Genomic DNA, 25,014 nt, shown 5'->3' with positions numbered 1-25,014 from the left:
ACGTGTCCGGGGCGACGGGCCGACTCCGTCCGAGATGCCAACGCCGCGTGAACAGTCCGTCAACTGACAAGAAATGGGTGATAGCGCGATGCGTGTTTTTGTGGTCGGTGCCACCGGCGCCGCGGGCAGGCCGCTGGTGGACGCTCTCCTGGCAGCGGGCCACGAGATCACGGCGATGTCTCCGGGCGAACGACTGGACCAGCTGCCTCCCGCCGTACGACGGCTGCGCGCGGGGCTGCTGGACGCCGATCTGGAAGACGTTCTGCCGTCTCGGCTCGCAGGTCACGACGCGGTCGTCAACCTCGCCACGGCGGTACCAGCGGATGATGACGACCCACGAGGGTGGGATCTCGACTCGAGCATCCGCGAGACGGGTTCCCCGCGGTTGGCCAGGCTGGTCGCCCAGGTCGGTGTCCCGGTGCTGGTCCAGCTCAGCATCAGCATGATCTACCCGGTGCGCGGCGCCGAATGGATCGATGAGTCGGTCCCCATCGACTCCGATCCCGAGCGGGCCGCGCTCGTAGGCCCGACCGCGGCGATGGAGGAAGCTGTCATCGGACTTCCCCGGACATGCTCCTGGACGATTCTGCGGGCCGCGCGTTTCGTCGGGCCGGCAACCATTCAGGATCGGCAGCGAGAGCTGCTGCGGGCGGGAAAACTCCCGATTCCTGGGGATGGCAGCACTTTCGTCTCCCATGTACACGTCGCGGATGTCGCGGACGCCGTGCTCGCGGTGCTCGACCAACGACCGTCAGGCGAAATCCTCAACCTCGCCGCCGAGCCGGTGACCTACGAGTCATATCTGACCCGGCTCGCCCGGATCGACGGCGCCCCGCAACCAGCCGTCGACGCTGACCTCGAACCGGATCTGGACAACCAGCGGATCGACAGCGGCCGGGCACAGCGCCTTCTCGGCTGGACCGCACGGCGGGGGAACTGGCCGGAGGCGATCGTGGGCTGACCCACGCGGTTGGGGCATGGGCGCCGGGCTCAACCGGGCCTGACACCGAGGTTGGCGACGTCCTAGGCGTCGTAGGCGTCGTAGGCGTCGTTGAGGCCGGTCAGCACACCGCAACGAGCCGACGCGGTCAAGCGTGGCCGTCCTCCGCCAGCCCTGGGCGGAAGACGGTCAGCTGCCCCCACCCGTGGCCTTCGCGTGGTACATGGCGAGATCGGCCCGATGGAGGAGGGCCTCCGCTGAGACCGTCCCCGCATCCTCCTCCACCGTGACCAGGCCGACGCTGGCGTCGATGCGGCACTGGCAGCTCCGCAGTTGGATCGGGGCGCGTACCGCGCGGGTCAGACGGCGCCCGACCGCCTCCGGATCCCGCGAATCCGATTCGAGCAGGATGGCGAACTCATCCCCGCCGAGCCGGGCGACCGAGTCGTCCGGCCTGACCTGCCCGGCCAGCCGCGCGGCGACGACGCGCAGCAGTTCGTCGCCGGCCGCGTGCCCGAACCTGTCGTTGACACCTTTGAATCCATCCAGATCGCAGAAGAGGAGCGAGATCCGGTGCGGCCGGAGGCGGCGGTCGGCCATCGCGCGATTGAGGCGAGCGACGAAGAGCGCGCGGTTCGCGAGCCCGGTCAGCGGGTCATGGAACGCGAGGTGGTGCAGCTCGCGTTGGCTCCCCTCGAGCTGGGTCAGCAGGTGCGCGTTGTCAGCCATCGTGGTCATCTGGCGGAGCACGGCCAGCAGGAGCAGGCCCAGCAGCCCCCACAGGGTCAGATCACGATCAAGGCTTCCGCTTACGGGCTGGAGATGGAAGACGGCGAACGCGCCGCCGACCAGCAGCGGGACGTACGGCAGCACCCCGTGCCACCAGCGGTGACGTGCCGGCGACCGCGCGGACGCCATCCCGTCGGCCGAACCTGCCCCCGCGGCCGCGCGGCCGTCCACCCGGACGGCGGCGGCGATCTCCCAGCGGTCTGGCGGCAACCGCCCGGTGGCCGGCACCGGCCCGCCGGGGCGGAGCAGGGCGGCGAGCGCGAGGAGCAGACCACTGCCCCCGAAACCCAGATCCAGCACCCGCGGGACGTCGGCAAGCCCACGGACACCGGCATACATGTGCGACATGACGGACAGACAGAAGAGCGTGATCCCGGATCCGACCAGCACCAGGCCGAGCGGAGACCGCGGCCTGCGGAACGCCGCGGTCAGGATGACCAGGACGATGAGCAGGGTCGCGACAGCCGCGACGGCCAGGGTCCCGGGCAGGCCCGGTGATACCGGTGAGTCCAGCGCCCGGTTCAGGATCAGCACCCAGCAGAGCAACGCCACCGCACCGACGACGATCAGGCCGTCCAGAACAGTGATCACGTGTAGTCGCCGGTTCGCCCCGTCGACCCGAGCGCGGGTCGCGTGGTCGTAGGGCTCGGACGGAAAGCACAGCAGGGCCGCGAGGCCGCACACCGTCGGTGTCAGGCCGAGCATCGCCAGCGGTGTCATCCTGGGCAGCGCGGGACCGCCGTTGATGACGTCACGCGCGATCGCCCCTCCCCCCAGCGCGTTCGCCATGATCATCGTGGCGATGAGTAATCGCCAGGCTCGTTCCGCCCCGTGGTTGCGCAGACCAGCCCACACACAGATACCCACCGCCAGCGCCGAGAAGATCGGGCTCGTGAGGCGCACGAACGCAAGCTCGGTGCGGCCCTCCAGGACCAGCAGCGGGAGCGCGGAACCAAGCAGGAGCAGCAGAATCACGCCAGCGGCCCGGCGGAACGGGCGGTCGGTCTGTTCCCACAGGCGGTTCACCCATCCCGTGCGGTGCGGGCACGCCCGCGGAGCCCGCCTGGCGCTCCGGACAGCCGTGAGGCCGACAGACTCGTCCAGGCCGCCGGGAGACTCTCCGGTCCGCTCCGGGACGTGGCCCCGCATGGCCCACCACCGCCAATGCCGCTGAGATTGCGTTGAACCGAGCGTGTCAACACACTCGGGACATCGCAACTACAGACCTGCGATCACAGCCCGCTGCCCACGCCCGCCGCCTCGGCTCGTCCCCGTTCTCCGCCAGGGCGCCGCCATCGTCAGCCGGGCCTGACGCCGAGGTTCGCGACGTCGTACGAGGCGTTGAGCCCAAGGTTCAGGTAGACGTTCGTCAGCCGCTCGCTGAAGAGGACCTGGGCGCGGCGATGCACCAGCGGCACGAGGGCCGCGCTCTGCTGCACCAGACGGTCCACCGTGGCCCAGGCGTCCGCCGCCGCCCCGGGATTCTCGGGATCGCTCTTCGCCGCCGCGGCGTCGAGGGCGGCGTTGACCGCCTTGTCGTCGAGCCCCGAGATGTTGAAGTTGCCCTGCCCACGGATCTGCCGGCCGTCTGCGATCTGGTGGAAGAAGGCGTAGCCGCTCGGCCAGTCCGGGCCCCAGTTGGTCAGCGCGAGCCCGATCCCGGCGGCGTGCACCTGCTCCGGCGCACCCAGCGTGCCGTAGTAGTCCCCGGTCGCATAGGTCTTCACCGTCACCCTGATGCCGATCTTGCCCAGGTCGGCCCGGATCGCCTCGGCCGCCTTGACGTCAGCGGCGCGGTTGGGCGCGGAGAGGGTGGTGTCGAAGCCGTCCGGGTGGCCGCAGGCCGTGAGCTCGCCGCGCGCCCTGTCCAGGTCACCGCGCAGGCCGTCGCTCGGGTAGGCACTGACGCCGGAGTAGCCGGCGAGCGACGGCGGCAGCAGGCCCGCGGCCCCGGTGCCGCCGAGCGCGCCATAGCCCCGGAGGCTGGACTGGCGCGCCCGGTCGACCGCCCAGGCCACCGCGCGCCGGCAGTCAACGTTGTCGAACGGCGTCTGCGTGGTCACAACGGCCAGGTAGCTCAGGTAGGGCAGGACGGTGACCTCGCTGCGCGCCTTCAGGGCCGGCTGCGCGGCGATCGCCGCGGTGGTCGACGACCCGACCGACGCCCCGGAGATGTCGGCGTCGTAGGTACCGCTGATCAGATCGGCGTCGATCTCGTCCGCGGGGACGTCGAACGCGACCGTGATCTGGTCGGGCAGCGCGGCCCGGTTCGGGTCGGTGGCCGCGACCCACCTCGGGTTGCGCACGAAGCTGATCGACCTGGCCGCCGTGTACGACTGGACCTGGTAGGGCCCGCTGGAGACCAGCCGCGCCGCGTCGTAGCCGGAGCCGGCGTCGGTGACGCGGTCGGCGCTGGCCGGAATCGGCGCTGTCTGCGGCAGCGTGAGCAGGTAGGGGAAGTCGTCGAACGGCTCACGCAGGTGGAAGACCAGGGTGGTCTCGTCGGGCGTGTCGATCGAGGTGAAGTCCGACAGGGGTTCGTTGCGCGGCCCCGGGAAGTCGGCCGGCGACTGGCGGAGCACCTCGCCGAAGTACCCGAGCGCGCCCCGGAGAACCAGCGCCTGCTCATAGCTTCGGGCGATCGCGTACTTCACGTCCGCCGCCCGGATCACGGAGCCGTCCTGGAACGTCAGGCCGGCACGGATGCGGACCTTCCAGGTGACGCCGTCGACCCGTTCGGGCATGGCCGCCGCCAGGTCCGGCACCAGCTCGGTGCCGGCCGTCCCGGTCTCGGCCCGATAGGTGAGCAGCGTCCTGGAAACCAGCCGCTGCATCGACCAGCAGGGGGCGAGGTAGGTCAGTCCCGGATCCCACGAGTCACAGTCGCCGCTGCTCGCGACCAGCTTCAGGGTTCCGCCGCGTTTCCCCGACGGCTGGTGCAGCGAGGCCGTGATCGTGGCTGCCACCGTGGAATCCCCATCCCCGGCGGGCTGCTGGCGCTGGGAGGAGCCGTCCGGCCAGTTGAGCAGCAGGCCGAGCCCGGTACCCACGGCGATGATCAACGCGGTCGCCAGCGCGACGGCCCGGCGGCGATCGAGGCGGCGGAGGCCGCGCGAACCCAGGTACGGCGGGCCGATCGCGATCCCGGTACCACGCGAACCGGGCACGGCACCGGCCGGCGGACCCGATGGCGTCCAGGCAGGTACGCCCGGTGGCGGCGGTGGGGTCGGCGCGGTCGGCGCGGTCGGCGGCGGCTGGGAAGTCAGCGGCGGCTGGGCGGTCGGCCGCGTGGCTCGCCACGGCGCGGCTGCCGGCGGGAGTGGTGCCGGCGGGAGTGCTGCCGGCGGGGCGGCTCGTGCGGCGTCGACAACCTCGTCGTCGAGCCGGACGGGGATACCGCAGTCCGCCAGCCAGCCGGGCCCGAAGCTGTGGGCCGCCGCCGCGGCAAGATCGAGCGCGAACGCGCGGGCGGACGGGTGCCGCTGCGCCGGGTCCTTCGCAAGCGCGCGCAGCACGACACCCGCCACCGGCGCCGGGGCCTCGACCAGCGGCGCGGGACGTCCAGCCAGATGCCAGTGCACCAGTGCGCCGGGAGTCGTCACCGGACCCGACGGCCGGTGCCGCTCGAACAGCTCGTACAGCGTCACACCGAGCGCGTAGAGGTCGGTGGCCGGGCCGAGCCCGCCCTCGCCGAACTGTTCCGGCGCCATGTAGGGCAGGGTCCCGACCAGCCCGGACGTCACCGAGGTCGACTCGGTGACGATCTTGGCGATGCCGAAGTCGGCGACCTTCACCAGCGAGCTGCCGGTGAACAGGATGTTCGCCGGTTTGATGTCGCGGTGCAGCACGCCGACCTGGTGCGCGGCACCGAGCCCCTCGGCCACGCACAGGCCGATCGCGCACGCCTGCTGCGGGCTGGTGGCGCGCAGCCGCCGGGAGAGGCTGCCGCCGGCGAGCTGCTCCATCACGATGATCCGCAGGTCGTCGTGTTCGAGATAGTCGTAGATCGCGACGACGTGCGGGTGGTCGAGCCGCGCGAGCACCCGGGCCTCGGCCGCGAACCGCCGGCGCACCTCGACGTCGGTGTCGCTGTCGGTGCCGCTGTCGACGTCCAGGATCTTGATGGCGACGCTGCGCCCCAGCTGGCGGTGCCGGCCGGACAGCACGACACCGAACCCGCCCTGCCCGAGCGGCCCCCCGATCTCGTAGCCGGGCAGGGCCCGCTCGACGCTTTCGCGACGAGGTGGGCGCATATTGCCTTATTCTGCGCCCTTTCCTGCCAGCGGTGTGGCCGGCGGAGCCACGGCCCCGAAACCGCCGAGGCAGAACGCCCAGACCCGGGCGGCGACCTCGGCGGAGGATTCCTTGCGTGTCGCGAACGCGTAGTGATGGAAGACTGCTCTGACCAGCAGGTTGACCAGCTCACCGGTCTGCGCGGTGTCGATCGGGCCGATGAGGCCGCCGGCCTGGGCGGCCTCCAGCTCACCAGCCACGAGATCGGCGAACGGGCGGGTCGCGTGGTCGACCTCGTCCGGGTAGAGCTGGTACAGCCGCCAGTGCTCGGCGGTGATGAACCGCGCACCGCGGACGGCGCCGTCCTCGCTGCCGAGTGAGTGCAGCGCGGCCTCGATGTACCTCCGCATGCGGGCGAGCGGGTCCGGCTCGCCGGCCGCGGACTCCTGGTAGCGCACCACCTGCCCGCTGATGACGTCCTCGATGACGGCGAGCATGAGCTGGTCCTTGCCGGGGAAATGCCGGTAGAACGTCTGCATCGCGATACCAGCCTCCTTCACGAGGTCCTGCGTCGTGAAGGAGGAACCCCGGCTGGCGATCAGCCGCTTCGCGGCATCGACGATCACCGTCATCTGCTGCACGCTGCGCGACCGGGACCGCTGGACCAGCGGCGACCGGTCCGCGGCACGATCGGCCCAGGACACCCCTCCGACGGTACCGGGGGCTACGCGGGGGTCAGCACCACCACGGGTATCGGTCTCGAGGTTCTGGTCTGGTAGGCGTCGTAGTTCGGCCAGACCTCGGTCATGATCTTCCACAGTCGAGGCTTCTCCTCGTCGGAGGCCGTCCGCGCGACCACCGACAGATGTTCGGCACGGACCTGGATTTCCGCCGCCGACTGATCGGTGAGGTTCAGATACCACTGCGGGGCGGCGGGCGAGCCGCCCTTCGAGGCCACCACAAGGTAGTCCGCCCCGTCCCGCCCGAAGATCAGCGCGGATGTCCGCGGCTGGCCGGAGCGGCGGCCGACCGTGGTGAGCAACAGGGTGGGCACGCCGTTCCACTCGTAGCCCACCTCCCCGCCGGTCTCCCGGTAGCGCGCTACATGCTCCGCGCCGACGAGAGCCAGATCCGGCGGCCGGTAGCCGGCTTCACTCATCAGGAACCTCCGAAGACGACGGGGATCTCGGTCGCGCCACGCTCGTACATGCCGATCAGGCGCGGCGGGGCGGCCAGCGGGTCGAGGCGCAGGTTCGGCAGCCGGTCGAGCAGCGCGCCGATACCGACGCTGATCTCGGCCCGGGCGACGTGCATGCCCAGGCAGATATGCGGCCCGCCACCGAAGCCGAGGGAGCGCTTCATGGGGCGGAAGATGTCGAACTCGTCGGGACGCTCCCAGCGGGCCGGGTCGCGGTTCGCCGCGCCCAGACACAGGTGCACCAGGGCACCGCGCGGGATCCGCCGACCGGCGATCTCGACGTCCCGGGTGGCGAAGCGGGAGAACATCGGGTCGGTGGGCGACCAGCGCACCGATTCCTCGACGGCCGGGCGCAGCAGCGAGCGGTCCGCGCGGACGGCGTCGAGCAGCTCCGGCCGCCGCAACAGGGCGGTCAGCGTGATGCCCATCTGCTTCCAGGTGGTGCCGGAGCCGGCGAGCAGCAGCAGTACGGCGAACGTGTAGATCTCGGCGTCGGCCAGGCGGTGCCGCGTCCCGTCCTCGTCGGTGATCTCCGCCGCGACCAGGGTGCTGATGAGATCGTCCTGGGGCTGCTCGCGCCGCGCCGCGACGATCGGGGCGAGCGCGCGAATCACCTGCGGTGGGTCGGTGAGCACCTCGCGGATGTGCAGCGCCTCCTCGACGGGCACCCCGAAGCTGCTGGTGATCGTCAGCACCGGGATCGCCGCGCAGAAGTCGACGTTCAGCTCCGCGGAGCCGTTGTCGGCGAACCGGTCGATAAGCGCGTGCACCGTCTCCTCGATCCAGTTCGTGATCCACCAGCCGGCGCGGGCCGGGGCGAATGACGGCTGGACGAGGGCACGGTACCGGCGGTGCTGGGCGCCGCCCATCGACAGCATGCTGCTGGCGGTGCCGATCCCCCCTCCGGTCGGGTCGACGGCTTCCGGCGACGAAGCGAAGGCCTCGCTGTCGCGGAAGACCCGGTCGCACTCGTCGAACGAGAAGACCGAGAAGTGCGGCCGGTCCGGGTAGGGCAGGCCCTGGAACATCGCCGGGCGGGAGTACCCGGTCAGCTCGTGGACGGTGCCCTCGTGCACCGGCCCCCGCTCCCGCAGCTCCCGCCAGACCGGGTTGGGGTCGTCCTCGTAGTCGCCGCCGCTGCGCACGTTGTAGCTGCTGCGCAGGTCGAACAGCGCGCGGATGCGGTCGGGGTCGAGCACCTGGCTCATGTCGCTCACCGCGCTCACCTAGCCACGTATCCGCCGTCGATCGGGACGAGCACCCCGGTGATGTTGGCGGCCCGGTCGGACACCAGGAAGGCGGCGGTCTCGGCGCAGTCCTCGGCGGTGATCGGACGTCCCAGTGGATGCGTGGCGCCGACCTGGCGGGCCGTGGCGGCCGTGGTCTCCGCGTCGCCGCCCAGCCCGCCGGCAGCCATGAAGCCGGTGTACGGCATTCCCGCCGGACAGATGGCGTTCGCGCGGATCCCGAACGGCGCGCCCTCGACGGCGACGGCCCGCGTGAGCTGGTGCACCCCGCCCTTGGTCGCCCCGTACACCGAGCCGCCCCAGCCGACGAGGCCGGCGACCGAGCCGGTGTTGAGGATGACCCCGCCGCCGCCCTGGCTCTTGAACCGGATCACGGCGTGCTTGCAGCCGAGGAAGACCCCGCGCAGGTTGACCGCCACCAGGCGCTCGAAGTCCTCGACCGTGTGGTCCTCCAGCCTCGCTCCGAGCCGCGGGGTCGGGATACCGGCGTTGTTGAACACGACATCGAGGGCGCCGAACCTCTCCGCGGCGAGGTCGAGGGCGCGGACGACGTCCTCCTCCACGGAGACGTCGCAGCGCGCCGGCACGGCGCGGCCGTCGGCACCGGCCTTCTCGATCTCGCGAACGGTCTCCTCGGCGCCGTCGAGGCTGATGTCGGCGCACACCACGCGGGCACCCTCGGCAGCGAAGCGCAGGGCGGACGCCCGCCCCACCCCCGAGCCCGCTCCGGTGACCACGGCCACCTTCCCGTCGAGCAGCAGGCCCGTCACGACGTCCCTCCGTCCTTGCGCTCTGGTCCCACTCAGACCCCGCTCAGGACGGGCGGAACCGCCGGGGTGAAGCGGTAGAGCCGCTCGGCGTTGCCCCGCAGGATCTTGTACTGGGTCTCGGCCGGCAGGTGGCTGATGATGCCCTTCACCGTCTGGATGCAGTTGGGCCAGGTGGAGTCGGAGTGCGGGTAGTCCGTCTCGCACATGATGTTGTCCTCGCCGATCTCGGCGATGCTGGCGATGCCGTGGTGGTCCTCGATGAAGCAGCCGAAGACGTGGTCGCGGAACGTCGCCCGGACGTCGAACGTGTCCAGGTCGATGGCGCCGGCGGCGCCGTGGTCGTTCCAGCGCGCCCCTTTCTTCACCCAGTGCCGCTGCTTGTCGAGCACCTGCTCGGCGCGCTCCAGGTAGTACGGCATCCAGCCGATCTCACCCTCCGACAGCGCGATCTTCAGCTTCGGGTGACGCTGGAACATCCCGGAGAACAGCCAGGACAGCATCGCGCCGGACGTGCGCATGGCACCCCAGGTCAGGTTCGCCATGAACGGTGCGTCCGGGGCGATCTTCGGCACCTGCGAGGACGAGCCGACGTGCATCGACACGACCATCTCCAGGTCGTTGGCCGCGGCCATCACCGGCTCCCAGTAGCCGGACGGGTCATGGATCGTCGGCAGGCCGAGCGGGGCCGGGTTCTCGGAGAACGCGAACGTCGTCGCGCCCTTCGCGGCACAGCGTTCCAGCTCCTTCACCGCCAGGGCCGGGTCCCACAGCGGAATCAGGACCAGCGGGATGTACCGGCCCGGCGCGGCGCCGCACCACTCCTCGATCATCCAGTCGTTGTAGGCCTTCAGGCAGACCAGCCCGAACTCCCGGTCGGACGCCTCCATGAACAGCTGGCCGCAGAAGCGGGTGATGGTCGGGAAGCACAGCGAGGCCAGGATGCCGGCCCGGTCCATGTCCTTGATCCGCTCCGCGGCGTCGTAGCAGCCCGGGCGCATCTCGCTGTACCGCAGCGGCTCCGGGGAGAACTCCTCCTTCTCCTTCCCGGCGACCGCGGACAGTCCCGAGCTGGGGAACTTCTTGCCGTCGTAAACCCAGAAGTCCATGCCGGTCTCGTCGAACTCCATGTGCGGGGCACGGTCGCGGTCCTTCGCCGGCACGCGGTCGAGCCACAGGTTGGGCGGTTCGAGCACGTGGTCGTCGACCGAGATCAGCCAGTCGAGCGAGAGGGTGTCTGTCATGACTGCTCCTTGATCGCGAGGTGCTTGACCTCCTGGAAGGCGCGGATTCCGTCCGGCCCGCGCTCGCGGCCAAGGCCGCTGTGCTTGTAGCCGCCACTCGGGGCGTAGGCGCTGAACAGGCCGCCGACGTTGACGTTGACCGCCCCGGTGCGCAGCCGGCGGGCCACGGCGGTCGCCGCGGGCAGGTCGGCGCCGTAGACCTGGCCGGACAGGCCGTAGTCGCTGTCGTTGGCGATGCGCACGGCGTCGTCCAGGTCGCGGTAGCCGAGGATGCTGATGACCGGCCCGAAGATCTCCTCGCGGGCCGCGGGGTTGGTGTTGTCGGGCAGGTCGAGCACGGTGGGCTCGAAGTAGTAGCCGCGCTCCAGCCCGCGCGGGCGGCCACCGCCGAAGGCGACCTTGCCGCCGTGCTCCTGGGCGGCGGCGACGAACCGCTCGCAGCGTTCCCGCGCCGCGGCGTTGATGAGCGGCCCCATCCGGGCCGCCGGGTCGCTGGGCGGGCCGACGGTGATGGCCGCGTAGGCCCGCGACACCGCCTCGACGACCTCGTCCTTACGGTCAGCGGGTACGAGCATGCGGGTCGCGGCGACGCAGGCCTGCCCGGCCGTCGCAGCGACCACCGCCGCGGCACCCGCCGCGACCCGGCCGACCGCGTCCGGCAGGTAGATCTGCGCGGACTTGCCGCCGAGCTCCAGGGCCACCCGCTTCACCGTCGGCGCCGCCTGGGCGAGGATGCGCCGGCCCACCGCGGTGGAGCCGGTGAAGGAGACCATGTCGACGGCGGGATGGCTGGTGAGCAGCTCCGCCCCGCCGGCGCCGCCTTCCACCACCACGCTCAGCGCGCCCGCCGGCAGTCCGGCCGCCTGGGCCGCCGCGCCGAACAGCAGCGACGAGACCGGGGTGAGAGGGCTGGGCCGCAGGATCACCGAGTTGCCCGCCATCAGCGCCGGGATCAGCTTCTGGAAGGCCATGATGATCGCGCCGTTGTACGGCGTGATGGCGCTGACGACACCGACCGGCTCGTGCCGGCGGATACTCAGGACCCCGCCCGCTCGCACCAGCTCGTCGACGGGTACCGGGTTGGTGTCCTCGTGCGGCATCGACAGGTAGAGATCGATGGTGCCGCGGGCCAGCGCGACGCCGGCGCCGAACTGCGCGCGCTCGGCGAAGGAGACGGGCTGGCCGGCCTCGGCGACGATGGTGGCGATCAGGGCGTCGCGGCGGGCCACCACATGGTCGACCAGGGCGTGCAGCACCCGGGCCCGCTCGGCCGGCGGGACGTCCGCCCACTCCCCCGTGTCGAAGCAGCGCCGAGCCTCGACGACGGCGCGCTCGATCTCGGCCAGCGGCGCGGCGGCGACGTCGGTGACGTGCGACTCGTCCGCCGGATTCTCAACGGCGAGCGTCTCGTCACCGTCCACCCAGCTGCCGGCGATGTAGGAGCATCGCTCGGCGATGAGGTCGGGCACTGGCTGTCTCACCTTCTCGGCTCGGCCGTGTAGACGACGGCACCGCCGTAGTGGGGGGAGGAGTGGCAGGCGAGGCCGACGGTCGCGCCGACACGCTGGCGGTCGCCGGCCCGTCCGGAGAGCTGCAGGTAGCACTCGAGCATCTGCGGGATGCCGTGCATCCGGCCGTTGCCGAGCGCGCCGCCGCCGGAGAGCACCGGCAGGGCGTCGGGGCGGTCGCTGTCGATCCGCCCGTCCTGGACGAAGCGGTGCGCCTCGCCGCGCGGGCAGAAGCCGAGGGCCTCCAGCCAGAAGTAGACGAAGGGGGAGAACCCGTCGTACAGCTGCGGCAGGTCGACCTCGTCCGGACCGACCCCGCTGCTCTCCCACAGCCGCCGGGCGGTCTCGGCACCGACGTCCATGATGTCGTCGAGCGGCCAGTGCAGCGGCAGCCGCCGGGTGGCCGGCAGCCCACTGGCGTAGCCGGCGACGTACACCGGCCGGTGCGGCAGGTCGGCGGCCCGCTCGGCCGAGGTGAGGACGAACGCCGCCACCCCGTCGACGGGGATGTCGCAGTCGTACCGGCAGACCGGGTCGCTGATCATCGGCGCGGCCAGGTACTCGGCGGCGGTCAGCGGGCGCTTGTACCAGTGGGACCAGGGGATGCGGGCGCCGTTCTTCCGCGCCTCGACGAGGACGGCCGCCATCGCCTCGCGCCGGGCGCCGTACCGCTGGAGGTACTCGGTGTAGGGCAGGCCGATCATCGCCAGCGGGCCGAAGAAGCCCTGCGGGGCGGTCCACTGCGCCGGCCCGGCGGCGCGTTCCATGGTGTTGGCGTGGTACTTCCCGGGCGGGTTGTGCAGCGCCCGGTAGACCAGCACGTTGTCAGCGGCGCCGCTCGCGACGGCGTTGACCGCCATCCCGACCATGCCCGGGATCTGCCCGATGCCGTGGAAGCCGGCGACGTAGCGCGGCGCGTCGCCGGCCCCGGCCCCGGCCCCGCGCAGCCGCTCGGCCAGCCAGGTCGCCGGCACCGAGCTGACACCGTCCTGGACGTCGTGCGACCCCGCGGTGGGGAACAGCGCGGAGGTGACCACGCCGTCGATGTCAGCGTTGGTGAGCCCGGCGTCGGCGATCGCGGCGCGGGCGGTCTCCAGCGTGATCGCCCCGAGGGGGCGTCCGGCGTGGCGCTGGATGGCGCTCTGTGCGTACCCGACGACGGCGACCTTGCCGCGGGCGGTGAACCCCCGCCCGGTCACGGCTCCTCCCCCGGCCGCGCGGCGGCGGCGAGGGTGAAGGCGGGGATGGCGACCCCCGGCGCCACGTCCTCGAAGCCGACCCGGACCGGGGCGCCGAGGCGCAGCGGCGGCTCTCCGGGGCCGTCGAGAGCGGCGGGTCCTTCGAGAGCGGCGGGTCCTTCGAGAGCGGCGGGTCCGTCCAGCAGGCGGCCGATCATGCGCAGCTCGGGCTGCTCGGCGAGCTCGACGTCCACCAGCACGAACGGGACCTCGGAGGCGAACCCCGGCAGGCCCGACTGGCGGATCACCGTCCACGAGCGGACCGTGCCGCGGCCGCTGACCGGCTCGAAGGCGTAGTCCGGGTCGGTGCTGCGGCAGTGCGGGCAGGCCTGGTCCGGCGGCAGCGCGAACGACCCGCAGCGGGCGCAGCGGGCGATCGCCAGCACATGGCCGGCCGCCGCGGCCCAGTAGGGCGCGGAGATCTCGTCGGGAACCGGTAACGGGCGGGCCGTCACGGGATCACCCCCGCCTCGGCGAACTCGCCGATCTGCTCCCAGGTGTAGCCGAGCTCCAGCAGCACCGACTCGGTGTGCTCGCCGTGCTCGGGGGCGCGGCGCAGCTCCGGCGGGCGCTCGTCGATCTGCACCGGGCCGGTCGGCAGCCGGTAGGACGGGCCGGCGTCCCCGGCGACCTCACCGAGCCGGACCTCGCCGAGATAGTCGTTGGCGAGCACCTGCGGGTCGGTGAGCAGTTCCTCGACGGCCTGCACCGGCGCCCAGGGCGCGTCGATCCCGGCGAGCAGGTCCTTCCACTCGGCGAAGGTCCGGTCGGCGAAGATCGCCGCGATCGTGGCGACGCAGGCCTCCCGGTTCGCCGCGCGGGCGGCCAGGTCGGTGAAGCGGGGGTCGGTGACGAGGTCGTCCCGGCCGACGAGGCGGCAGAAGTCAGCCCAGTAGCGGTCCGGTTCCAGGAACACGAGCTGGATGTGCCGGCCGTCCTTGGTGCGGTAGGGACCGACGAGCGGATTGCGGTACGCGGCGGCGCCGGACGCGGCTCGCGGCGTCTGGCCGGCGAGGGCGGAGAGCACGTCGGAGGACAGCGTCCACATGGCGGTGGCGAGCAGCGAGACGTCCACAACGGAGCCGCGGCCGGTGCGCTCACGCCGTAACAGCGCCGCGGCGATCCCGAACGCGAGCGCCGTCGCCCCGTTGCGGTCCCCCATGGCGCCCCGCTGGCTGATCGGGACGTCCTGCCCGGGCGGGGTGAGGACGTGGGCGAGCCCGCCCTGCGCCCAGAACGCGGACGAGTCGTAGCCGGGCCGGTCGGCGCCGGGGCCGCGGGCGCCGAAGCCGTGCCCGCGGGCGTAGACGAGCTTCGGGAACCGGGCGGTCAGCGTCTCGGCGTCCAGCCCGAGGCGGCGCAGCGCGCCCGGCCGGAAGTTGGTGAGGAACACGTCGGCGGTGGCCAGCAGCTGGTCGAGCACGCGGCGGCCCGGCTCGGTGCGCAGGTCGAGAGCGAGCGAGCGTTTGCCCCGGTTGGCCAGGGCGATGGAGAGATTCACCCCGCCGGCGCCGTCGGTGCCGATGCCCTGGGTCGCCAGTCCTCGGTAGGGATCGCCCTCCGGGCGCTCGACCCGGACGACGTCGGCGCCCCAGTCGGCCAGCAGCGCGCCGGCGACGGGCACGAACACCCACTGGGCCAGTTCGATCACGCGGACACCGCCGAACGCGGGATCGTCCACGCCGGCACCTCCCTCGGCCACTCGACGGTTAAGCAAGCTTGTGGTGCGTGAATGTAGAACGTCACTCTCACATTTGTGAAGACGTTGACTTCTCGAAATGTGCGTGCAAGCATCCACCGCCAAGCCGGCAGATCAGCTCGGCCCGCCCGGCTGACCGAGCGTCCAGGCAGGTCAGCCCACCCGATCCCGAACCGCCACGAGCCGCTGTGGGCCGCCCGCGGCGCGGCGGGACCACCCACCACGACAGACCCGGGGCAGGTTGCACATGCGCAGAAGTGGCAGGACAACCAGGCAGCGCGAACTACCGGCGTTAGCCACCTCGCCAGTCCTACCCGCCTTACCGGCGCCGACGGCCTCACCGGCCCTCCCGGCCCTCGCGGTTCGAGGCCGTTCGGCCGCCCGAGCCCGGCTGGCGCTGGCGGCGTCCGCGGTCGCCGTGCTGCTGGCGGTGACCGCCTGCGGGGACGACGCAGGCGACGGCCAGGGCGCCGCGACGGGCGCCGCAGCGACGAGCGGGGCGAGCACCGCCGACGCACTCGGGCCGGCGGCGCCGGCGAGCGGCGAGCCGGTGCGGATCGGGCTGGTCACGGGGCGCGGCGCGTCCGGCGACCTCAACATCGAGAAGGACGTCGCCACGGCGACCGTCAAGTACCTCAACGAGCACCGCTCCGGCATCGCCGGCCGGCCCGTCGAGCTGGTCCTCTGCGAGACGCTGGCCGACCCGGGCAAGGGCGCCGACTGCGGCAACCGGATGGTCGAGGAGAACGTCGCCGCGGTCGTCGTCGGCTCCACACCCGTGCTGGAGAGCGTCTGGCAGCCGATCAACCAGGCCGGGCTGCCCGCGGTCTTCTTCGGCGCGAGCGGCAACCGCATCCTCGGTGACACCAAGGCCACGTTCACGCTCACCGATCCGACGTTCAGCGTGTCCGGCGTTCCGATCGCGCTGGCCAAGGAGCACAAGACCACCAAGGTCACGGCCGTCGTGATCGACGTGCCGTCCTCCCGGGCGAGCTACCAGGCGGCCGTGGCCGTCTACAAGGCCGCCGGCATCGACCTGACGGTCGTCCCCGTCCCGCTGGGCACCGCCGACATGACCCCGCAGATGCGCAAGCTCGCCGGCGACGACCCGGGCGTCGTGCACATCCACGGCAACGACTCGTTCTGCATCTCGGCGCTGAACGGCCTGCGCGCGGTCGGCTACGACGGCCCGATCTCGATGATCGGCCAGTGCGTCACCGACGCCACCCGCAAGGCGGTACCCGAAAGCTACCTGGAGGGCGTGTCCGTCGCCGCCAACAGCCCGATCGGCACCGACAACCCGTCGACCCGGCTCTACAAGGCGGTCGTGACCACCTACGGCAAGGACATCGACCCCGGCAAGCCGTCCGGCATGAACATCTTCACGACCCTGGCCGGGTTCCAGGCGAGTCTCGCGGACCTGACCGGCGACGTCACGCCGACGACCATCATCACCGCGCTGAAGGCGATGCCGGCGACGGAGCTGCCCGGCGGAGGCGGCCTGAAGATCCGGTGTAACGGCCACGCCGTCGCCGGCTCGCCGGCGGTGTGCGGCCGCGGTGGCCTGCTGACCACCCTCGACGACGCGGGCGAGCCGACGGAGTACAAGCTCGTCGGCGTGACGCCGATCGAGGACTGACCCGGACCGGCATCGGGAGTTCCCCATGGAACATGTCGCTTCGCTTCTGCTCGGGCTCGGCAACGGCGGCGTCTTCGCGGCGCTCGCGCTCGCGCTGGTGCTCACCTACCGCAGCTCGGGGGTCATCAACTTCGCCACCGGGTCGGTGGCCCTCTACGTCGCCTACACCTATGGCTCGCTGCGCGAGGGCGAGCTGCTGATACCGGTGCCGGGGCTGCCGAAGACCGTGGACGTCGGCGGGAACCTCGGGCTGGTTCCCGCCGCCGCGATCGCGCTAGTCGTCGGGGCGCTGCTCGGCGCCCTGCTGTACCTGCTGGTGTTCCGGCCGCTGCGGGAGGCCCCGCCGCTGGCCCGAGCGGTCGCCTCGCTGGGGGTGCTCGTCGTCGTCGAGTCCGTGATGGCGATCAGGATCGGAGGTGAGCCGGTCAGCGTCGAGGCGATCTTCCCCGAGGACCGCTGGACGCTCGGTTCTCTGACCGTGCTCTCCGACCGGCTCTACCTCGCCCTGGCCGTCGTCGCCATCGCGCTCGCGCTGACCGCGGTCTTCCGGGCGACCAGGCTCGGCCTGCTCACCCGGGCGGTGGCCGAGTCGCAGACCGGCGCGTACGTCAGCGGGGCCTCCCCGGACCGGGTCGCGCTCGCCAACTGGATGATCAGCGGCACCGTGGCCGGCGCCGCGGGGATCCTCATCGCCCCGCTCAGCCCACTCACCCCGTCCAACTACACGCTGTTCGTGGTGCCGGCGCTGGCCGCGGCGGTCGTCGGGGGCTTCCAGCACCTGTTCCCGACGGTCGCGGCCGGCCTCGCGATCGGGATGGTGCAGTCGGAGGCGCTCTCGCTGTCCGCCGACCACTCCTGGCTGCCCGAGTCGGGGCTGGCGGAGCTGGTACCCCTTCTCGTGATCATGGTGGCGCTGCTGGCCAGCCGGCGTGGCCTGCCAGTCCGCGGGTCGCTGGTGCGCCAGCCGCTCGGGCACGCGCCACGCCCGCGGTCGCTGGTCCTGCCCACCCTCACCGGCACCGGCCTGGGCGTGCTCGCGCTGCTGCTCACCGACGGCACCTGGCGCAGTGCGGTGATCGGCACGTTCATCGGCGCGGTCATCGGGCTGTCCGTCGTCGTGGTCACCGGCTTCGCCGGGCAGGTGTCGCTGGCGCAGCTGGCTCTCGCCGGCTGCGCCGCGTTCACACTGTCCGGCCTCACCAGCGGCTGGGGCGTCCCCTTCCCCGTCGCGCCGCTGCTGGCCGCCCTGGTCGCGACGGCCGTCGGGGTGCTCGTCGGCCTGCCCGCACTGCGCCTGCGCGGGCTGACCCTCGGCATCGTCGCCCTCGCCCTCGCCTACGCGATCGAGGCGGTCTGGTTCCGCAACTCCGACTTCGTCAGCTCGGACGGCGCCACCGTGGAGCAGCCGACGCTGTTCGGGCTCGACCTGGGGATCGGCAGCGGCCATGCCTTCCCCCGGCTGCCGTTCGGGCTGATGTGCCTGGCGGTGCTGGTCGCCGTGGCGTGGGGCGTGGCGCGGCTGCGGATGAGCGCGCTGGGCTCGGCGATGCTGGCGGTGCGCGCGAACGAGCGCTCGGCCGCCGGCATCGGGATCGACGTCGTCCGCGTCAAGGTGATCAGCTTCGCGCTGGCGTCGTTCATCGCCGGCCTGGGCGGCAGCCTGCTCGCCTATCGCCGCGGTGTCGTGACCTTCGACTCGTTCAGCGCGATCGCCGGCCTGACCCTGCTGTCGACGGCCTACCTGGCCGGTGTCACCTCCGTCTACGGCGGGATTCTCGCCGGGGTGATGGGCGGCAGCGGGGTCGCGTTCGTCGCCATGGACCGCTGGGTCGACCTCGGCGACTGGTTCCCGGTGCTGTCCGGCCTGGGCGTGATCGGAGTGCTGATCGGCCATCCGGAAGGACTGGCCAGCGGCGGGCACCAACTCGCCGGGCGGCTGCGCACGCTCGTCGGACGGGTCGGCCCGCCCGGGCTCGGGGCCGCGAGGCACACCGAACGCAGCTCCGCGGAGCCGGCCGAAACGGCCGAGCTGGCCGAGGCGGACGACACGGACGGAACGGCCGAGACGGCGGCACCGGTGCGGCTACCGACGGCTGCCACCCGGCCCGCGACACTGCGGGTCGACCACCTCACCGTGCGATACGGCGGTGTGCTGGCCGTCGACGACGTCTCGCTGCGCGTCGAGCCAGGGCAGATCGTCGGCCTCATCGGGCCGAACGGCGCCGGCAAGACCAGCGTGATCGACGCGATCACCGGATTCGCGCGGGCGACCGGGACGGCGCACCTCGACGACGTCCGGCTCGACACCCTGCCGACCCACCGGCGGGTCCGCCACGGCCTGGCGCGCACGTTCCAGTCGCTGGAGCTGTACGACGACCTCACCGTCGAGGAGAACGTCGGCGCCGCGCTGTCCGGTGTGCCCGGGCACGAGCGCAGGCATGCCCTGGAACGCGCTCTCGGCCTGGTCGGCATCGCGGACCGCGCCGACCGGCCGGCGAGCGCGCTCAGCCACGGCGAGCGGCAGCTCGTGTCGATCGCCCGCGCCTGCGCCGCGGACACCCGGGTGCTGCTGCTCGACGAGCCCGCGGCCGGCCTCGACACCACCGAGACGGCCTGGCTCGGCGAGCGCATTCGGGCGATCAGTGCCTCCGGAGTCGGTGTGCTGCTCGTCGACCACGACGTCAGCCTGGTGCTGGGAATCTGTGACCACGTCTACGTCCTCGACTTCGGCAGGCTGATCGCGGACGGGGATCCCGAGCGGATCCGGGCCGACCGGGCGGTCATGGACGCCTACCTCGGCGCCGCGCGGCCCGCCGCCGAACCAGCCGGCGAACCGGCCGCCGAACCAGCCGCCGAACCAGCCGCCGGAGCACCGGCCGGACCGGCGGCCGAGCCCACACCGGTGGTGACCCGATGACGGCGGCCCGGCTCACCTGCGCCGGCCTCACCGGCGGTCACGGCACCGCCACCGCGTTCCGCGACGTCGACCTGGCCGTGGACGCCGGCTCCGTGCTGGCGCTTCTCGGGCCGAACGGAGCCGGCAAGACCACGCTGCTGCTCACCCTCGCCGGCCTGCTCCCGCGCCAGGCCGGCGCCGTCACCCTCGACGGCGCCCCGCTTCCCGGCGGCCGGCCGACGGCGGCGAACCGCGCGGGGCTCGTCCTCGTTCCGGACAACCGGTGCCTGTTCACGACGCTGACGGTCGAGGAGAACATCCGGGTCGCGGCGCGGCGCGGCGGGCCGAAGCCGCAGGCGATGCTCGAGATCTTCCCCGACCTCGAGAAGCGCTGGTCCCTGCCCGCGGGGGCGCTGTCCGGCGGCGAGCAGCAGATGCTCGCGCTCGCCCGGGCGCTGGTGCAGCAGCCCCGGGTGCTCCTCGTGGACGAGCTGAGCATGGGCCTCGCCCCGCTCGTCGTCGAGGCCCTGTTCGCGACCGTGCGCCGCATCGCCGGTGAGCACGGCTGCGCGGTGGTGCTCGTCGAGCAGCACATCGGCCTGGCCCTCGGCGCGGCCGACTCCGCCGCGGTGCTGCGCGGCGGCGCGGTCGTCCTGCACGGACCGGCCGACGACCTCTCCGCCGAGCCCGAACGCTTCGAGCGCGCCTACTTCGGCACAGCCGGATCCACGGCCGGATCAGCACCCACATCCACGCCCAGGGAGGACGGCTAGTGGACACCGAAACCAGCAACGCCCGCCGCATCCGCGACCTCGCCGCGACCCACCCGGACGAGGTGGCCCTGCGGCACGTCACCGTCGACGGGACGCACTCGACGGCGACCTGGGCCGAGCTCGACCGCCGGTCGAGCCAGCTCGCCGGAGCGCTGGCGGGCCGCGGGCTCACCGTCGGCGACCGGCTCGGCATCGGGCTGCGCAACTCGCCGCAGTTCGTGCTGAGCGTGCTGGCCGCCTGGAAGCTCGGCGCGGTCCCGGTCCCGGTGCGCTGGGACGTCCCGGAGTGGGAGCTGACCCGGCTGCGGGCCGTGATCGACCCGCGGGTCTTCCTGGGCGACGCCGACCTCGGCTGGATCGACGCCACCGAGGGCGCGCCCGTCCCCGACCTGCCCGACGCCGTCTCGCCACAGATCAACGGCATCTGCAGCAGCGGCTCGACGGGCACCCCGAAGGTCATTCTCACCAACCGTCCGTCGCTCTACGACGAACGGCTGACCACTCCGTTCATCACCGCGTGGAACCCGGTGCCGCGCCCGCAGACGATCCTCGTCCTCGCGCCGATGTACCACGCGAACGGCCTGACGACGCTCTACAACCTGCTGGCCGGCGACCGGCTGGTCGTCATGGAGAAGTTCGACGCGGCCCGGGTCGTCGATGTGATCGAGGACTGCCGGGTCACCACGTTCACCGCCACGCCGACGATGCTGCAGCGCATCGCCGACCTGCCCGACGTCGAGCAGCGGGACCTGACCAGCCTGGTGTGGATCCTGCAGGGAGCGGCCCCGATGCCGCCGTCGCTGGTACACCGCTGGGCGAAGCTGATCGGCCCGGAGCGGCTGGTGATGGCCTACGGGATGACCGAGGGCCTCGGCCTCACCGCGCTGCGCGCCGACGAGTGGATGGCACACGAGGGCAGCGTCGGACGCCCGTTCCGCGACACCGAGGTGCGGGTGCTCGACGACGACGGCCAGTCGCTGCCCGCCGGTGAGCCCGGGCTGATCTACCTGCGCTCCCGGATGTCGGCCGGCTACCGCTACCTCGGGGACGCACCCGCGCTGCGGGCCACCGCCGAGGGCTTCAGCACCGCCGGCGACGTCGGCTACCTCGACGCCGACGGATACGTGTACGTGCTCGACCGGCGCGTCGACATGATCGTCTCTGGTGGTGCCAACGTCTTCCCCGCCGAGGTGGAGGCCGCCCTCATCGAGCACCCGGAGATCGCGGACGTCGTCGTCATCGGCCTGCGGGATCCCGAATGGGGCCGGCGGGTCCACGCGATCATCGAGCCGGCGGATCCCGCGCATCCGCCGGTGGCGAGTGAGATCGTCGGATACGCAAAGAGCAGGCTGGCGCCCTACAAGGTCCCGAAGACCGTCGAGTTCGTCGACGCCATCCCGCGCAGCGCGGCGACGAAGGTCAACCGCGGCGCGCTCGTCGCCGCCCGGGAGGCCTGACGGGGAACAGGCACACGGAAACGGAACAGGACAGCGACAGCAGCTGCGGCCACAGGCCCGCCAGATCAGGAGGATCGAATGCCAGTAAGCAAGCCGAGCGAGTTACCGAAGGGCGGCGGCGGCCGCTGGCCGGCCAGCGGCACCGGTTTCAGGTCGGTGCAGTGGGGCGACATGGAGGTCGGCTACACCACCACCGGGCCCGTGGACTGCACACCCGGCTACCAGGGCCTGCCCGGCGGGGTGTGCCCGTGCCCGCACTACGGCTATGTCTTCTCCGGCCGGCTGCGGGCCATCTACCCGGGCACGAACTGGCCGGACGAGGTCGCCACCGCCGGTGACGTCTACTTCTTCCCCGCCGGGCACTCGCTGGTCTACGAGGAGCCGAGCGAGGTTCTCGAACTCAACCCGGCGGCGGCGCTGCAGCAGGTCATGGCGCACTTCGAGTCCCTGGCCGGCACCGGCCGCCTCGATGTCGAGGGCGACTGAGGAGGCGACGACATGCCCGACGCCCGTGTGCCCGAGCAGCTGGACGAGGTGCTCTCCCCCGAATGGCTGACGGCGGCGCTAGGACGCCGTTTCCCCGGCATCGAGGTCACCGCCGTCACCCGGGGCCCGACAGTCAGCCGGATCTCGACGAACGTCCGGTTCGCCATCACCTGCGCGGGCGGTGTCCCCGATGGGCTGTCGCCCGATCTGTGCGTCAAGGGCTACTTCTCCGAACGCACGATGCCGGCGCGCCACGCCGGCATCCCGGAGACGCTGTTCTACCGCGACCTCGCCGAGCGGACGGGGGTGCGCACGCTGCGCGGCGTCTACGCCGAGGTCGACGGCGCGACCGGCGCCAACGTCCTCATCACCCAGGACGTGATCTCCGATGGCGGTGCCTTCCTCGACGGCCGGCACCCCTACACCCCGGACCAGGCGGCCGAAAGCCTGGAACAGCTTGCCCGGCTGCACACCGCGACCTGGGGTGATCCGCGTCTTGCCGACGCCGACTGGCTGAGCTCGCGGATGGGGCCGCGCAGCGGAGAGGTGTGGCGAAGGAAGATCGAGGCGAACTACACCAGCGACACCGGTGCGGGTGTTCCCGAGCAGGTCCGCGACGTCGGACGGATCATGGCCGCCTACGGCGCTCTGGCCGCGCTGGTCGCCGACACCACGCCGTGGACGATCGTGCACGGCGACCCGCATGTCGGCAACATCTTCCTGGACGGCGCCGGCCGCCCCTCGCTGCTGGACTGGCAGCTCGTGCAGCGGGCGCCCTGGTATCTCGACACCGGCTACCACATCGCCTCCGCTCTCACCGTCGCCGATCGCCGCCGCCACGAGGACGACCTGTTGCGGCACTATCTCGAAGTGTTGGGCGCCGGCCTGCGGACGACGGGGGTCGAGCCGCCCTCCTGGGACGAGGCTCGGCTGGGGGTACGCCGCAGTGTGCTCCACGGCTGTTATCTGTGGAGCATCACCTCCATGGTCGACCCGGCGGTGACCCGCGTGCTGTTGGAGAGGCTCGGCACCGCGGTCGCCGACCACGAATCCCTGGCTTCGGTGGGAAGCTGACGGGTCGCCGGCCGGAAGGTCTCCCGACCGGCCCGGACCGGCGGCACGGATTTTCATTCGTGCCGCCGGTCTGTTTTCCCTTCCTCGTCCGGCCCTTCCCCTTCGGCGCGGCATGAACGCCTCGGGGTGCTCCCGGGCCCGTCAGTACACGCAGTCGGTGGGGGGCGCCGGGGCCGGGGCCGTGGAGCCGGCCGGCTGCGTCGCGGCACCCGCGGTGGCCGAGGTCGCCGCGGTCGCCGGGCCCGTCGCGCCGGTGCCGGCCGCAAGGGCCTGCGCCCCCGAGGCCTGTGTCGCGGTCGGGGCCGGCAGGTCGGCGAGGCCTTTGTAGGTCGACCCCACGATGACCTGGACGCCGCCGTCGAGATCGTCGTCGGCCATCAGCCTCGCCACGGGGATCTGGGACAACAGTTTGCGCGCGGTGGTCTCGGCGCCGGCGCCGTACCGGATCCAGGTGGCCTTGTAGTTGTTGTAGGCGGCGTTGCCGCCGTTGTCCGCGCTGATGCCGCGGGCGCCGAGATCCCGGACGACCTTCGCGACGACCCCGGCGGCACCGCTGCCGTTGAGCACCGAGATCCGTGCGTCGCCACCGCCGGCCGCGTCACCGTGGTCACCGGTGAAGGGCCCGAAGACCGCGTCGAGATCCGACTGGTTGTAAAGCTGAACGGCACCGAGCCGTTTGGAGAGCTCCCCCTTGTTCTCGTCTATGGCACCTTCTGCCTTGGTCGGAGCGTGCGTGAGCAGGGTCTGCAGGCCGAGGGAGCCGTTGGAGACCCCCTGCAGGCGGCTGGCGAGCTGGGTCACATCGGTCGTGCTGGTCCCCTCGCCGTAGGTCAGGGCGTCACCCACGGCGGACAGCAGGCCGCTGACCCTGGCCGGGCTGGTGAGCACGCCGTCCTCCCTGACCTTGGCAAGAATCCGGCTCAGGAAGTACTGCTGGCGTTTGGTACGGCCGATGTCCCAGCCCGGAAGCCCATGGCGCTGACGGACGAAGGCCAGCGCCTGCTCGCCGCTGATCTGGATGTGCCCGGGACCGCCCCTGAACCCACTCATGGGGTCGTTCGTGTTCGTGCTGGAGACCCACTTCCCGTCGTCGTTCGTGAATCGGTCCGTGACATTCCTTTCGGTGATACAGACGTCCACCCCGCCGATCACCTCGGTAATGGTCCTGAAGCCAGCGAGGTCGACCGAGATGTAGTGGTCGATCCGCACCCTGGTCAGCGCTTCGACCAGCTTTATCAGCAGCGTGGGGCCACCGTTGGCGATGGCGGAGTTGAACTTCTCCTCGCTCGGCGGGTGGACCTTGCCGGCGGAGTCGGTGTATGCGGGCATGACCACGAGGGTGTCCCGCGGGAAGGAGATCAGCGTGACTTTGCCGTCCTCGCCGAGATGGGCAAGGATCGTGGTGTCCGAACGCATGCCCCCGAGGCCCGCCCGGTCGTCGGTGCCCACCAGCAGGAAGTTCTTCGCGCCCTCGCGGGCGGCCGGGCGGTTCGCACCGAGGTCGCCGATCGCGGCCCGGTGGGTGCGGGCGTCGAAATAGGTCAACGCACCCCAGCCACCCACCGCGCCAGTCATGATCACGATCGAGGTCAACGCCGCCACCGCCACCGTCAGGCGGCGGGCGGCTGTCGGCCGCGGCCGGCCACCACGCAGGTCGAATGGCATTCTCCTGCCCTCGTCCGCCACCCGCGTACCGCCTCTCACCCGAGCCTTCGGCGGCAGGACCGCCGACAGACTCACGGAAACCGGCCCCCGCGATGCACAAGCGACAAAAGCCGCAGGTCATATGATCACGGCGGATAAGGGCAGAATTATAGACTCCGTCG

General features: G+C 72.0%; 19 protein-coding genes. 7 read left to right on the top strand and 12 right to left on the bottom strand.

Annotation, left to right across the window (positions count from 1 at the left end; translation table 11 throughout):
• Positions 1 to 88: 88 nt before the first annotated feature.
• Positions 89 to 961 carry an NAD(P)-dependent oxidoreductase gene (locus FREUN1FDRAFT_RS20240; protein WP_006542022.1) on the top strand — a complete coding sequence of 291 codons (873 nt, stop codon included), beginning with the start codon at positions 89 to 91 and terminating at the stop codon, positions 959 to 961.
• Positions 962 to 1,129: 168 nt separating this feature from the next.
• On the opposite strand, the gene FREUN1FDRAFT_RS20235 is transcribed toward FREUN1FDRAFT_RS20240, so the two are convergent.
• The 11 genes from FREUN1FDRAFT_RS20235 to FREUN1FDRAFT_RS20185 form a co-directional block, all read right to left on the bottom strand.
• Positions 1,130 to 2,878 (bottom strand): GGDEF domain-containing protein, encoded by a 1,749-nt coding sequence (locus FREUN1FDRAFT_RS20235; RefSeq protein ID WP_006542021.1) that lies wholly within the window; start codon positions 2,876 to 2,878, stop codon positions 1,130 to 1,132.
• A gap of 149 nt (positions 2,879 to 3,027) precedes the next feature.
• Complete coding sequence (locus FREUN1FDRAFT_RS39970) at positions 3,028 to 5,982, bottom strand: ABC transporter substrate-binding protein (RefSeq protein ID WP_006542020.1); 2,955 nt, start codon at positions 5,980 to 5,982, stop codon at positions 3,028 to 3,030.
• A 6-nt stretch (positions 5,983 to 5,988) separates the two neighbouring features.
• Positions 5,989 to 6,594, bottom strand: a complete 606-nt coding sequence (locus FREUN1FDRAFT_RS20225; protein WP_006542019.1) for a TetR/AcrR family transcriptional regulator — start codon at positions 6,592 to 6,594, stop codon at positions 5,989 to 5,991.
• 92 nt (positions 6,595 to 6,686) lie between these two features.
• Positions 6,687 to 7,121 carry a nitroreductase family deazaflavin-dependent oxidoreductase gene (locus FREUN1FDRAFT_RS20220; protein ID WP_006542018.1) on the bottom strand — a complete coding sequence of 145 codons (435 nt, stop codon included), beginning with the start codon at positions 7,119 to 7,121 and terminating at the stop codon, positions 6,687 to 6,689.
• Entirely contained in the window at positions 7,121 to 8,368 is a 1,248-nt protein-coding gene (locus FREUN1FDRAFT_RS20215) for a cytochrome P450 (RefSeq protein ID WP_035952584.1), read from the bottom strand. Before FREUN1FDRAFT_RS20215 ends, FREUN1FDRAFT_RS20220 begins: the two co-directional genes overlap by 1 nt.
• 14 nt (positions 8,369 to 8,382) lie before the next feature.
• Positions 8,383 to 9,177 carry an SDR family NAD(P)-dependent oxidoreductase gene (locus tag FREUN1FDRAFT_RS20210; protein WP_006542016.1) on the bottom strand — a complete coding sequence of 265 codons (795 nt, stop codon included), beginning with the start codon at positions 9,175 to 9,177 and terminating at the stop codon, positions 8,383 to 8,385.
• A 32-nt stretch (positions 9,178 to 9,209) separates the two neighbouring features.
• Positions 9,210 to 10,418 carry an amidohydrolase family protein gene (locus FREUN1FDRAFT_RS20205; RefSeq protein ID WP_006542015.1) on the bottom strand — a complete coding sequence of 403 codons (1,209 nt, stop codon included), beginning with the start codon at positions 10,416 to 10,418 and terminating at the stop codon, positions 9,210 to 9,212.
• On the bottom strand, positions 10,415 to 11,887 hold the full coding sequence (locus tag FREUN1FDRAFT_RS20200) for an aldehyde dehydrogenase family protein (RefSeq protein WP_035952565.1): 1,473 nt from the start codon (positions 11,885 to 11,887) through the stop codon (positions 10,415 to 10,417). The genes FREUN1FDRAFT_RS20205 and FREUN1FDRAFT_RS20200 overlap by 4 nt, the downstream gene beginning before the upstream one ends.
• Positions 11,888 to 11,895: 8 nt before the next feature.
• Entirely contained in the window at positions 11,896 to 13,125 is a 1,230-nt protein-coding gene (locus tag FREUN1FDRAFT_RS20195) for a thiolase family protein (RefSeq protein WP_006542013.1), read from the bottom strand.
• The gene (locus FREUN1FDRAFT_RS20190; RefSeq protein WP_006542012.1) at positions 13,122 to 13,619 is read right to left on the bottom strand and encodes a Zn-ribbon domain-containing OB-fold protein; all 498 of its coding nucleotides are present in this window, start codon (positions 13,617 to 13,619) and stop codon (positions 13,122 to 13,124) included. Before FREUN1FDRAFT_RS20190 ends, FREUN1FDRAFT_RS20195 begins: the two co-directional genes overlap by 4 nt.
• Entirely contained in the window at positions 13,616 to 14,845 is a 1,230-nt protein-coding gene (locus FREUN1FDRAFT_RS20185; RefSeq protein WP_006542011.1) for a CaiB/BaiF CoA-transferase family protein, read from the bottom strand. The genes FREUN1FDRAFT_RS20190 and FREUN1FDRAFT_RS20185 overlap by 4 nt, the downstream gene beginning before the upstream one ends.
• Positions 14,846 to 15,110: 265 nt before the next feature.
• Here FREUN1FDRAFT_RS20185 and FREUN1FDRAFT_RS20180 point away from each other — a divergent pair, with 265 nt between their 5' ends.
• The 6 genes from FREUN1FDRAFT_RS20180 (at position 15,111) to FREUN1FDRAFT_RS20155 (ending at position 23,188) form a co-directional block, all read left to right on the top strand.
• Entirely contained in the window at positions 15,111 to 16,502 is a 1,392-nt protein-coding gene (locus tag FREUN1FDRAFT_RS20180) for an ABC transporter substrate-binding protein (RefSeq protein WP_006542010.1), read from the top strand.
• A 25-nt stretch (positions 16,503 to 16,527) separates the two neighbouring features.
• The gene (locus tag FREUN1FDRAFT_RS20175; RefSeq protein ID WP_006542009.1) at positions 16,528 to 19,419 is read left to right on the top strand and encodes a branched-chain amino acid ABC transporter permease/ATP-binding protein; all 2,892 of its coding nucleotides are present in this window, start codon (positions 16,528 to 16,530) and stop codon (positions 19,417 to 19,419) included.
• Positions 19,416 to 20,171, top strand: coding sequence for an ABC transporter ATP-binding protein (locus FREUN1FDRAFT_RS20170; RefSeq protein ID WP_006542008.1), 756 nt, complete (start codon positions 19,416 to 19,418; stop codon positions 20,169 to 20,171). Before FREUN1FDRAFT_RS20175 ends, FREUN1FDRAFT_RS20170 begins: the two co-directional genes overlap by 4 nt.
• Positions 20,171 to 21,628, top strand: coding sequence for a class I adenylate-forming enzyme family protein (locus FREUN1FDRAFT_RS20165; RefSeq protein ID WP_006542007.1), 1,458 nt, complete (start codon positions 20,171 to 20,173; stop codon positions 21,626 to 21,628). Before FREUN1FDRAFT_RS20170 ends, FREUN1FDRAFT_RS20165 begins: the two co-directional genes overlap by 1 nt.
• 78 nt (positions 21,629 to 21,706) lie before the next feature.
• Complete coding sequence (locus FREUN1FDRAFT_RS20160; RefSeq protein WP_006542006.1) at positions 21,707 to 22,114, top strand: hypothetical protein; 408 nt, start codon at positions 21,707 to 21,709, stop codon at positions 22,112 to 22,114.
• A 12-nt stretch (positions 22,115 to 22,126) separates the two neighbouring features.
• A complete protein-coding gene (locus FREUN1FDRAFT_RS20155; RefSeq protein WP_006542005.1) occupies positions 22,127 to 23,188 on the top strand; it encodes a phosphotransferase in 1,062 nt (353 codons plus the stop codon).
• Positions 23,189 to 23,329: 141 nt separating this feature from the next.
• On the opposite strand, the gene FREUN1FDRAFT_RS20150 is transcribed toward FREUN1FDRAFT_RS20155, so the two are convergent.
• The gene (locus FREUN1FDRAFT_RS20150; RefSeq protein ID WP_006542004.1) at positions 23,330 to 24,853 is read right to left on the bottom strand and encodes an LCP family protein; all 1,524 of its coding nucleotides are present in this window, start codon (positions 24,851 to 24,853) and stop codon (positions 23,330 to 23,332) included.
• Positions 24,854 to 25,014: the final 161 nt, after the last annotated feature.

This window comes from Parafrankia sp. EUN1f (assembly GCF_000177675.1).
Classification (GTDB): Bacteria; Actinomycetota; Actinomycetes; order Frankiales; family Frankiaceae; genus Parafrankia.
The sequence above is the reverse complement of the archived record's forward strand: the minus strand, read 5'-3'. Positions and strand labels throughout refer to the sequence as shown.

Excerpts from the sequence above, each read along its gene's own strand:
- FREUN1FDRAFT_RS20240 (WP_006542022.1), top strand. The coding sequence starts at position 89 with ATGCGTGTTTTTGTGGTCGGTGCCACCGGCGCCGCGGGCAGGCCGCTG.
- FREUN1FDRAFT_RS20235 (WP_006542021.1), bottom strand. The coding sequence starts at position 2,878 with ATGCGGGGCCACGTCCCGGAGCGGACCGGAGAGTCTCCCGGCGGCCTG.
- FREUN1FDRAFT_RS39970 (WP_006542020.1), bottom strand. The coding sequence starts at position 5,982 with ATGCGCCCACCTCGTCGCGAAAGCGTCGAGCGGGCCCTGCCCGGCTAC.
- FREUN1FDRAFT_RS20225 (WP_006542019.1), bottom strand. The coding sequence starts at position 6,594 with ATGACGGTGATCGTCGATGCCGCGAAGCGGCTGATCGCCAGCCGGGGT.
- FREUN1FDRAFT_RS20220 (WP_006542018.1), bottom strand. The coding sequence starts at position 7,121 with ATGAGTGAAGCCGGCTACCGGCCGCCGGATCTGGCTCTCGTCGGCGCG.
- FREUN1FDRAFT_RS20215 (WP_035952584.1), bottom strand. The coding sequence starts at position 8,368 with ATGAGCCAGGTGCTCGACCCCGACCGCATCCGCGCGCTGTTCGACCTG.
- FREUN1FDRAFT_RS20205 (WP_006542015.1), bottom strand. The coding sequence starts at position 10,418 with ATGACAGACACCCTCTCGCTCGACTGGCTGATCTCGGTCGACGACCAC.
- FREUN1FDRAFT_RS20180 (WP_006542010.1), top strand. The coding sequence starts at position 15,111 with ATGCGCAGAAGTGGCAGGACAACCAGGCAGCGCGAACTACCGGCGTTA.
- FREUN1FDRAFT_RS20175 (WP_006542009.1), top strand. The coding sequence starts at position 16,528 with ATGGAACATGTCGCTTCGCTTCTGCTCGGGCTCGGCAACGGCGGCGTC.
- FREUN1FDRAFT_RS20170 (WP_006542008.1), top strand. The coding sequence starts at position 19,416 with ATGACGGCGGCCCGGCTCACCTGCGCCGGCCTCACCGGCGGTCACGGC.
- FREUN1FDRAFT_RS20160 (WP_006542006.1), top strand. The coding sequence starts at position 21,707 with ATGCCAGTAAGCAAGCCGAGCGAGTTACCGAAGGGCGGCGGCGGCCGC.
- FREUN1FDRAFT_RS20155 (WP_006542005.1), top strand. The coding sequence starts at position 22,127 with ATGCCCGACGCCCGTGTGCCCGAGCAGCTGGACGAGGTGCTCTCCCCC.
- FREUN1FDRAFT_RS20150 (WP_006542004.1), bottom strand. The coding sequence starts at position 24,853 with ATGCCATTCGACCTGCGTGGTGGCCGGCCGCGGCCGACAGCCGCCCGC.